9 protein-coding genes and 1 pseudogene are annotated in these 10,186 nt (G+C 39.4%); 8 read left to right on the top strand and 2 right to left on the bottom strand.

Annotated elements, in window-relative coordinates; translation table 11 throughout:
• The first annotated feature begins 107 nt into the window (after nt 1-107).
• The 6 genes from IQ274_RS35670 (at nt 108) to IQ274_RS35695 (ending at nt 5,444) form a co-directional block, all read left to right on the top strand.
• Nucleotides 108-557: a DUF5131 family protein gene (locus tag IQ274_RS35670; RefSeq protein ID WP_194145169.1), complete on the top strand. Its 450-nt coding sequence runs from the start codon at nt 108-110 to the stop codon at nt 555-557.
• A gap of 247 nt (nt 558-804) precedes the next feature.
• A complete protein-coding gene (locus IQ274_RS35675; protein WP_194145163.1) occupies nt 805-2,136 on the top strand; it encodes a hypothetical protein in 1,332 nt (443 codons plus the stop codon).
• 53 nt (nt 2,137-2,189) lie between these two features.
• Nucleotides 2,190-3,554 carry a replicative DNA helicase gene (gene dnaB / locus IQ274_RS35680; protein WP_194145164.1) on the top strand — a complete coding sequence of 455 codons (1,365 nt, stop codon included), beginning with the start codon at nt 2,190-2,192 and terminating at the stop codon, nt 3,552-3,554.
• Nucleotides 3,555-3,599: 45 nt separating this feature from the next.
• Entirely contained in the window at nt 3,600-3,980 is a 381-nt protein-coding gene (locus IQ274_RS35685) for a hypothetical protein (RefSeq protein WP_194145165.1), read from the top strand.
• Nucleotides 3,981-3,990: 10 nt separating this feature from the next.
• Entirely contained in the window at nt 3,991-4,332 is a 342-nt protein-coding gene (locus tag IQ274_RS35690) for an ASCH domain-containing protein (RefSeq protein WP_194145166.1), read from the top strand.
• Between the two features lie 47 nt (nt 4,333-4,379).
• Nucleotides 4,380-5,444, top strand: coding sequence for a DNA cytosine methyltransferase (locus tag IQ274_RS35695; RefSeq protein WP_228058621.1), 1,065 nt, complete (start codon nt 4,380-4,382; stop codon nt 5,442-5,444).
• A 143-nt stretch (nt 5,445-5,587) separates the two neighbouring features.
• Here IQ274_RS35695 and IQ274_RS35700 read toward each other — a convergent pair whose 3' ends face one another.
• Entirely contained in the window at nt 5,588-5,824 is a 237-nt protein-coding gene (locus IQ274_RS35700; RefSeq protein ID WP_194145167.1) for a hypothetical protein, read from the bottom strand.
• A 156-nt stretch (nt 5,825-5,980) separates the two neighbouring features.
• On the opposite strand from IQ274_RS35700, the gene IQ274_RS35705 reads away from it, so the two are divergent.
• Both IQ274_RS35705 and IQ274_RS35710 read left to right on the top strand, forming a co-directional pair.
• Nucleotides 5,981-8,305 carry an NACHT domain-containing protein gene (locus IQ274_RS35705; protein ID WP_194145168.1) on the top strand — a complete coding sequence of 775 codons (2,325 nt, stop codon included), beginning with the start codon at nt 5,981-5,983 and terminating at the stop codon, nt 8,303-8,305.
• Nucleotides 8,306-8,687: 382 nt separating this feature from the next.
• A complete protein-coding gene (locus IQ274_RS35710) occupies nt 8,688-9,821 on the top strand; it encodes an ISAs1 family transposase (RefSeq protein ID WP_194145170.1) in 1,134 nt (377 codons plus the stop codon).
• 252 nt (nt 9,822-10,073) lie between these two features.
• Here IQ274_RS35710 and IQ274_RS38220 read toward each other — a convergent pair.
• Nucleotides 10,074-10,186, bottom strand: a pseudogene (locus IQ274_RS38220) (IS982 family transposase); the annotation flags it as partial.

Consider the following 10,186-nt stretch of genomic DNA (forward strand, 5'->3'; position numbering starts at 1 on the left):
CAAGCGTCATTATTTAAATTACTACAAAAGGGGAATGAAGGGGCTGCCGACGGCAGCCCCTTCATTCCCCTCTAAAATGATTATCATTATTGGTGATGGAATAGTTTATTTTCTGGAAGTCCCTAAATGAATGGCTCTCTAATCATGGGCTAGAGGAATTACCTTCTAATATTTGGGTTGGAACTTCTATAGAAAACCGTCACACTCTTGAAGAACGTAGTCAATTCCTTGCCCAAATTCCAGCTAGTGTTAGGTTTTGGTCAGTGGAGCCATTACTAAAACATTTGGGCGATATTAGCCAATATTTGAATGATGTCCAGTGGCTTATTATCGGTGGTGAATCAGGGCCAGACTCTAGACCATGCCATATCGAATGGGTCAAGTCTCTCGTCAAACAGTGCAACGAGTCAAAAACGCCTGTGTTTGTCAAGCAATTGGGGTCAAATGTTTATTTGAATCAGCAACCTTTTAAAACGAAACACCCCAAAGGCGGCGAACTTCCTGAATTTCCTCAACAAATACAAATTCGGGAATTTCCAAACTTGACTTGTGATTAGAAACAAATCCCTCGATTGTTAAGAGACTTTCGAGGGAAGGCAATTTTTATCAAACAGAATTCAGGAGTCAGGAGTCAGAATTCAGCAATGAATTCTTTCCGACTGGTGGATGAATAAGCGGGTTTAATACCCCCGCTAAATCTTTGATTTAGCGGTCAACAAGAAAGTAGCGGGTCTGAATCCCCCACTAATTGATTCTGACTCCTGAATTCTGACTTCTGAATTCTTCTTCAATAGGTATATCATTATGAGTTTAGCAGAAAATCAAATCAATAATCGGACAGCTTTTGAAGTCTTCATTCCCGGTTTTTTTGATGATTATCCACTTGAATCATCAGAATTTAGACTGTACGCGCATATCCAAAGAAGAGCAGGTGTAAGCGGTTGTTTTGAGTCTATCCCTAAGATGGCTAAACATTGTTACATGGCTCTCAAAACTGCCAAAAATGCCATCAAGCTTTTACTAGCCGCCGGAATGATTGAAATACAAGAACGTATTGGAACTACTAACATTTATACTCCCACTACACCTTCTTCGTGGGTTTCTCCTAACCAAGTTCCATTACTTCGCTCCCAAATTAAAACAACAAAAGAAACCCCAGCTAAAATTAACCCCAGTCAAAATTGCACGGGGGGTGGGGTCAATTTTGCACCCAGTGGGGGGGTCAATTCTGCATGGGGGGTGGGGTCAATTTTGACCCACAAAGGTATTCCCATTAAGGTAATCCCATCTAAGGAATTCACACTAAGGGCAGTCCCCCCAAAAAGCGAGTATGTGTGTGAAGAAACTAACTTGGATTTACAACCAAACCAGGAAGAAGAACCAATTCCCGAATCTTCGTCTTCACAATCAAACCAGGAAGAACCAATTCCCGAATCTCTCACTTCGTTGTCAAATCAATCCGAGACTTTGCATCAAACAGACATTCCCTCATGTAGACCTACTATTGCGGCGGGGTTGTTAGATAAAAACGAACAAGCAAACAAGAAACCAAGCAAACCAAAATTTCAGTCGATTGATGATTTGCTCAATCACATCCTGCTTGACCCCGGCATCCTGGCATCTGAGCCTTTACCCGCAGTTTACAGAAATGAAATCAAGCTCCGTTCTTGGCGTTTCCCTTGGCGCACTTCTTGCAGAGACAACATTTACCAAACCTGCGATCGCCGTTTGGTGGAGTTAATCGCCAAGGAGAGAGCCGAGTGGGACAAGGTTAATTGGCAGCAAAAAGTCCCCACTGTGATCAAATCAATCAGCAATTTGGAGGTTAGTAAAGCTGGTTTAGAAGAACTGCTGGTTTATTGGTCAAAAGTTCTCTCTTCATCTACGCCACAAACTGAAGAATCAAAAGCCAATGACCAACCCATCGGTTACTACTCAAATCGTTCTCTTGATTGGCATAAAGCGACCTTCAGTGAACTTCTAGACCGCATGGATGAAGTTGGCAAGGACAAAGCGATCGCTTCTTTCAGCAGCCGTTATGACCAACAAGACCCAAGTGCAACGCTCAAATGGTTGGATTGGTTAAAACTTACACATCCTCAAATGTATGTGTACTTATATCCGCAAGCTGCGTGAACAACACGGAATCTAGATTTTCTAGAAATCAAAATTTTCAAATGAGGTGAACTATGGCACAAGATAAATCAAACTTCACATCTCAACAAGACCGCTTACCCCCACAAAGCATTGAGGCTGAAGAAGTAATACTTGGTGGCATCATGCTCGACCCAAGTGCCATGAGCCGAATCAGCGATCGCTTAGTGGTAGATGCTTTTTACATCAATGCCCACAAAGACATTTATCAAGCAGCCCTACGACTGTACAGCCAAGGATTACCAACGGATTTGCTTTGCATCACCAACTGGTTGTCTGATAATGGTTTATTGTTCCGTATCGGTGGACGCAATAAACTGGCCAGTCTGGTTGACCGCACTGTGTCAGCTGTGAACATCGATGTTTTAGCTGACTTGGTAATGGAAAAATACCAAAGGCGGCAGTTAATCCTTGCTGGCACTGAGATTGTTCAACTCGGCTATGCCACCGAAACTGATTTACCTGTAATTCTCGACGAAGCCGAACAAAAAGTCTACAGCATTAAGTCTGAGCATTCTGCCTCTGACTTGGTTCATATTTCTCATGCCTTAGCCGACACTTTTACCGAAATTGAAGCGCGTCATGCTGGTACAGGTTCACCAGCAGCAAGCAGTGGATTTTATGACCTGGACAGTATACTTGGCGGTGGTTTTCGCAAAGGACGGTTGTATGTCCTGGCTGCTCGTCCTTCTGTTGGTAAATCCGCTTTGGCTGGTAATCTCGCTCTCAATGTTGCCAAAACTGGGAAGATGCCGATCTGCATTTTCAGCTTGGAAATGTCTACTGATGAGTACGTACAGCGATTCTTGAGCAGCGAATCCGGCATTGAAAATAACTTCTTGGAAACTGGGAATGTCTCTGACAGTCAGTGGCAACCTTTGAGCGTGGCGATCGCTACTTTAAGTGAACAGCAGATTTTCATCAACGACGAATCTTGCCCTTCTCTGAATGAAATCCGTAGCCAAGTCCGCCGAATTTCATCCCATTACGGTGGTGTTGGGCTTGTGATCATTGACTACTTACAGCTTATGGCTCTTGATACTGATTCACGGGTGAACATGGCTCAACGAGTCGGTGAAATCAGCCGGGGATTAAAGAGATTAGCCAAAGATTTGGATGTGCCTGTACTGGCTTTGTCCCAACTCAACCGCGAAGTTGAACACCGTAATGATAAACGCCCTGTACTAAGTGATTTAAAAGACAGTGGTGCTGTTGAGCAAGACAGTGATGTTGTGATCATGCTTTACCGCGAAGAAATGTACAACCCCGATACCCCAGATCGTGGCATTGCTGAGTTAGTTGTTCGCAAGCAACGCAATGGCCCCACTGGTATAGTCAAGCTTTTATTTGACCATCAGTTTACCAGATTCAAGAATTTATCTCGTGGTCGTAGTTTTTAAGGCTCTACTGGAGGATAAACATTGTCTTTTATGCGGGAACTGAGAATGATTAAAACTTACCAACAGCTTTTACAACAATGGGCGGCTCTTGCCCCTGATGAATGCTCTACCACTGGCAGGGATTACAGGTTTAAGGTAAAAGTGCTGCCCCAAGTTGAAAAATGTTCTTTCGATAACCCCTGGCGTTCGGTTACTTCCGAAAACCTTACTTGGCGACTTCATTTAGCTGAAGATGTAATTCTCAGACAGTTAAATTTTGTTCTCCTAACAGTTTTACATCGCTGTTGTGACCGTCAGTCCAATATTCACTTCACTTTCATAGAGCTTGGAACTATCGCCACAATCTGCAATGGGCTGAAATCGCAAATACAGCCACATCCAGCGATTGCGGCATTAGACGCATACATTCAATTACTGAATTTTTAGAAGGTGGTACATGAAAGCACTTTCAGTCAGACAACCTTGGGCATGGGCAATAATTTATGCTCTAAAGGATATTGAAAACCGTGGCTGGCCCATTCATTATCGCGGCGACATTCTCATTCACGCTGCAAAAACTTGCACCAAAAAAGATTACCAGTTAGCGAAAGAATTTTGCCAAGGAATGGGGGTAATAATCCCAGAATTAATCTCTCTCCGTCGCGGTCAAGTCATCGGTATAGTCACAATAGTTGACTGCCGATTCTCACAAGTTGCGTCTGGTTGGGGGATGCCTGAGCAATATCATTGGAAGCTGGAGAATCCGCGCGAGATTACACCGATTCCTTACATTGGGTAACTGGGGATTTTTGAAGTACCTGATGATTTGGTGATGGAGGTGGCTGCATGACTAAATCAGTAATAGTTGAGTTATCTGCAATACCCGAAAAATTCTTAGAGAAAGGGGTCAAAGCCTCACAATGCGAATCAGTTGGATGCCTTTATCCGTACCTCGAAACTAAAAAGCTACTTGGTGGTTCAAATGTTTTTTATCCCCGTGTCATTGGTGAGCGTGACCCAAATAACCCCTTTTGTTGGAGGTGGGGATATAACTGGAAGGAAAAACACAACGGCGTTTGGAAAAGCAAAAGTATCGGCTCAATTCCCCCTGGCGCTGTCCCAATGATTCGTCTAATGCAACAGCAGGGGGCAATTAGGGAAGATATTATCGCCTTTATCAAGAGAGCGAAAACCAAAAAAACATCACCAAAATCAGATGTCTGCAAAAATTTTGATAACACAGATAAAAAACCAATACTCCCAGATGATGCCCCGATCGCTGTAGTACTTTTCGCTGGTGGCGGTGGGATTGAAGCGGGGATGGTTGAAGCCGGGATTCGTCCAGTTATTGCAGTAGAGTTTGACCCAAGCAAACCAGAACTGAGCAAGGCGATCGCCAAAACCCATCACCACAACTTCAGCGAGTATGGCTGTAGAATAATCCAGCTAACAGTTCAAGAAGTAGCACGGTTAGGATTTCTAGGTTTTCCCCGCCGCCCCGACTATCTCCACGCCTCCCCGGTGTGCGCCAACTTCAGCCAAGCCCACACAGCCAAAGCAGGAAAAGGTATTGAAACGGCTGACGATCTGACGGCTGCGATCGCTGTGGCAGAAGCCATCCGGCAGTTGCAGCCACGGGTGTTCACGCTGGAAAATGTGCCGCGCTATCAGAACAGTCAGAGTTTCAGTATTATCCTGGATGCTTTGGAGCAAGAGGGGTACTCGGTCAATTACAGCGTGATGAATATGGCTGACTTTGGGTTGCCCCAGGCGCGGCGGCAGTTAGTTTTGGTTGCCAGTAAGGGGTTTCGCCTTGCTCCCGTATACAGTCAAGTGGAAAAGGGGAAAGACCCAATTAATTGGGTCTTTCCAGAATGGCGCTACCAAGATGTGAAGCTTTCAACGCAGTAAGGTATTGGCCCGATTAGCATTTTTGGCACGATGAACCTTTTGATCTCTATCAGCGGCTCATCATGCCAAAATAAAAAAATTTAAATCAGAAATTATAGAATGAAACATTTTATATTTCTGCTTGAAAGTGATTATAATTTAAGTCACTTTTTCTTGCCATCATTCTCAAACAGGTTAGTAGCTTTGCTTCCAAGTACCCCAAAAATAGCACCAATGCCCATTTGCCAAGTAGTAGTTAGATTTTCAAATATTCGGTTTTGCTGAGGGGAAAGATTATCTTTGGATGCTAGCCACAAAGACGTACCACCAGAAAGTAGGGTCAGGAAGAAGACAGTAAAAAAGATTTGCTGGAAAGCTTGAGTAATTTTTAGCTGATTCATAATTTCAATGCGTGAGTGTGTACATTCTCATAATGAAATTAATTACCTATGGCACTGTCTCAGCTAAGTGTTAAAGATGTAGAACTTTTGTCAAAATTATGTCTAAGTTTTAGTGAGGTGAGCTAAAATCGGTGAAAAGTCTTGCATGGTAACAGAATGAGAAACCGAGCAAAGCGATCACTCTCCGCAACAACAACTAGTTTAAATAAGGCTAACGAAACTCTACGAAGGTTTAGCAGCAAAATAGCCTTTGCTGATTTGGCAGGAGTATCACGTGCTACAGTACAAAAGTTTTTTGCAGGTAAAGCGGTTGGATTTGATAGCTTTAAAGCAATCTGCAAAAATCTGGAACTTGATTGGGAAGAAGTAGCAGGTTTGATGCAATCAGCTACTATTCAAATGATAAAAGATGAGGAAAGTGATAACGGTATCATTAACATTGTTCAGATGGTTAGAGACAAGCTTCGTCCCTTAATTCATGAGCAATGTGGCACGATGAAAGTGCTAGATATGTCTCAACCTATTAAACTAGAGGATATTTACACCAATGTAAATATCCTAGAAAAAGTTTCTCATCAGAGATGGATAGAACTTTCTCAAATAATACAAAACTTTGATCCTAGTTTGGAAAATTTTGATCGTTTAGGTCTTAGCAAAATTACTGGACAGAGAGTGCCTGGTTTAAAGGCAGTTAGTGAATATCCTAGATTAATGATATGGGGGAAACCAGGCTCTGGAAAAACAACTTTTCTTAAAAATTTATCAATTCAATGTATTTTTGGAGAATTTAATATAGGCAGAGTACCTATATATATTAGTATGAAGGAATTTTCTGAGATTAAATATGAGCCTAACTTAAAAAGTTACATAATAAGCTATATAAAATCATCTGGAGTTGAACTTCAAGATGAGCAAATACTTGATCTGTTCTATAAAGGAAGATTGTTCATCATGCTAGATGGTTTGGATGAAGTTAGAGAGAAAAATATCAACCGAGTTATACAAGAAGTCCAATCTTTAGCAGATAAATTTTTCTATTCTGATGATTTTAAAATAGATTCTCAAAATTATTTAAAAGATAATTTTCAAAAAATACGTAAAGTGTTTCCTGACAGATTTTATAACAATCAATTTATCATTACTTGCCGTATAGCAGCACAGGAATATAGATTTTCAAATTTTATTGATGTAGAGATAGCTGATTTCGACGAGCTACAGATTAAAAATTTTGTAAATAAATGGTTTGCCTTTAAAGATAAAACTAAAATTGACACTTTTGTTAAGAAGCTAAATCAAAACCAACCTGTTAGAGAGCTTGGAACTAACCCTTTACTATTAACGTTGTTGTGTTTGGTCTTTGAGGAAATTGCTGACTTTCCTTCAAGCCGCTCCGAACTCTACAAAGAAGGGCTAGATATACTCTTAAAAAAATGGGATGCTAAACGTAATATTGAGAGAGATCAGTATCAGCTTTATAAAAAACTATCTGTTCAACGAAAAGAAGATTTATTAAGCTCAATTGCTGCTATTACATTTGAACGAGGAGATTATTTTTTTAAGAAAAAACAGGTTGAGGAATGCATCGCAGATTACATTCAAAATTTACCTGATTCTAAAACTGATCCAAAAGCATTACAATTAGACAGCGAGGGGGTGTTGATGTCAATTGAGTCACAACATGGAATATTGGTAGAGAGAGCGCATAATATTTATTCTTTCTCACACCTTACTTTCCAAGAGTATTTTACGGCTAGAAAAATTATTACTACTCCTGTCCCTCAAAAACTAGAAATAGCTTTACAATCACTGGCTAATCATATTTTTGAAACACGTTGGCGAGAAGTTATTATTTTAACTGTAGAAATGCTTCAAAATGCAGATATTTTATTAGAATTAGTAAAACAAAAAATAGATAAAATTACAAATAATATAATATTGAAAACTGTTTTAGACTGGGTTAATCAGAAAGCTAATTCTGTTGTAATTGGTTATAAGAAGTCAGCAATTCGCTTTTTTTATCTATCTTTAATTATTAGTCCTATCAATACACCTAATCTACTGAGTAAGCTGGATCAGTCTTTGAAAATTGAGGGTGAGTTGGATATAGACAGAAGATTTTTTGTAATTTTCGATAACATATATAATGCATATAATGACCTTATTTCTTATCTTAAAGCATATAAGGCTAACCAAAAAGCACAAGATACCCTAAATGAGGTTTTTGTTGAAGAAGCAATGAATAAAGCTCTTTATTGCCATCTTCTGATAGTCAAAGAGTTATTAGTAACACTTAGAATTTCTGTATCTTTCGGTTTTGATAAAGAATTAAAGAAACTTGAAAAATTACTGCCTATCATCTCTAATGATGATTCAAGTAAAATGCTAATTAAAACTCAAGAGAAATTTGAGCAATGGTGGAATATAGAAGGTAAGTCTTCAGGGCAAACGCATCTAAATATTGACAAGCCTGAATCAGGGTAAAATACACCAAGACTCAAACTACATAAAGCTTTGAGGAAATTCAACCTCACTGCTTATGAAAATGAGAATCATTACAAGGGGGGGAGTTAGAGGCAGCTGACGGCTGCCTGAATTTTCACGGTCAGTTCTCCACTCTTCTAGCGTAAATATTTTCACAGTCTAATTCTCAATAGTTTTAGATTAATGACTAGGAATCATGAGAATATCAGCGCAAAGAAAAACTCAATTTATGCGATCGCTGCCGGGAAGGGTGGTTACGCCATCGAAAACTCTTCAAAGTGACTTTTACAGATGGCGTGAAAAGTCAGGACGGCTGCCTGTCAATGAACATGGTATTCTTGCAGAAACTCCAAAGAAGAATTTCATTCTTATTCGCCTCTCTATGAAGCTAAAGCCAAAAATCACAATTGCTGACCACTTTTTGGGAATAGAAGACCCACGAATAGATCGCACAAAGCGTCATAACTTAATCGATATCATGACGATTGCAATAATAGCAGTAATTTGTGGTGCTGATGGCTGGGTGGCAGTTGAAACCTATGGATGTGCGAAATATGAGTGGTTAAAAACATTTTTAGAATTACCAAATGGCATTCCATCCCACGATACATTTACACGAGTTTTCGCACAAATAAATCCTCAACAATTCGAGTCATGTTTTGTTAATTGGATGAAATCAATACAAAAGATCACTAATGGTGAAGTTGTCGCAATTGATGGTAAAACCTTACGCGGTTCTTACGATAGAAGTAATGAGCAAAGTGCAATCCAAATAGTAAGTGCTTGGGCGACTACAAGTAAATTAGTATTGGGACAAGTTAAAGTTGATGAAAAATCAAATGAAATTACAGCAATTCCAGAATTATTAAAAGTCTTGGAGCTGTCTGGATGTATTGTCACAATTGACGCAATCGGTTGTCAAAAAGAGATTGTAAGATTAATTACAGAGCAAGACGCAGATTATGTAATTACGTTAAAAAAGAATCAAGGAAATCTTTACGATGAAGTTGAAAAACTATTCCAGTCAGGGATAAGTACAGATTTTGAGGGGATTGAACATAGCAGATATAAAACAGAAGAAAAAGGGCATGGTCGTCATGAAATCCGCCACTATGTGATGTTATCTCAGATTCAGTCTCTGCTTAACCCAGATTCAGTTTGGTCAAACTTTAATAGTGTTGGCATGGTAGAATCTGTCCGTTTATTAGACGGTAAAACAACAGTTGAAACTCGTTATTTTATTAGTAGCCTTGAAGATAACGCTAAACAGTTTGGTAATTCTATTCGTAGTCATTGGGGAGTTGAGAATTCATTACATTGGGTATTGGATGTCGCCTTTAGGGAAGATGACTGTCGAATTAGAAAAGATAATGCTCCACAGAATTTTGCAATTCTTAGACATATTGCAGTCAATCTTTTAACTCAAGAGAAGCGTGTCAAACGCGGAATCAAAAACAAACAGTTTCTTGCGGCGATGGATAACAAATATTTACTAAGTATTTTAGCGTTAGCTTAAAATAGTACATCAAAAACTTGAGTTGAATGTTTTACATAAAAGTTTTATTTATTTTCTAGGTAAATATGTTTTTATGTAGCTCATAATTAAATTATTTTAGTATTGATGATTAGTCATTTAGTTGAAGATAAGCTAATTCACTTTTTGAAAAACATTTTATTTGTTTTATTTATCATTCTATCAATTTTTACAATTATCTATGTCATTTTGGAATCTCCCTTAGTTTTTATTAGTAAATAACCTGAGTTCGGGTTAAACATAAGAAGGTAAAAGCCATTCCAATTGAAGGCTAGGTTTCTTAGGTTGATGACAATAAGCGATTAAGCCGCACAGAACATTAACACAAAAATTGACTGGGCTGCGAT

This window comes from Nostoc sp. LEGE 12447 (assembly GCF_015206985.1).
Lineage (GTDB): Bacteria > Cyanobacteriota > Cyanobacteriia > Cyanobacteriales > Nostocaceae > Nostoc.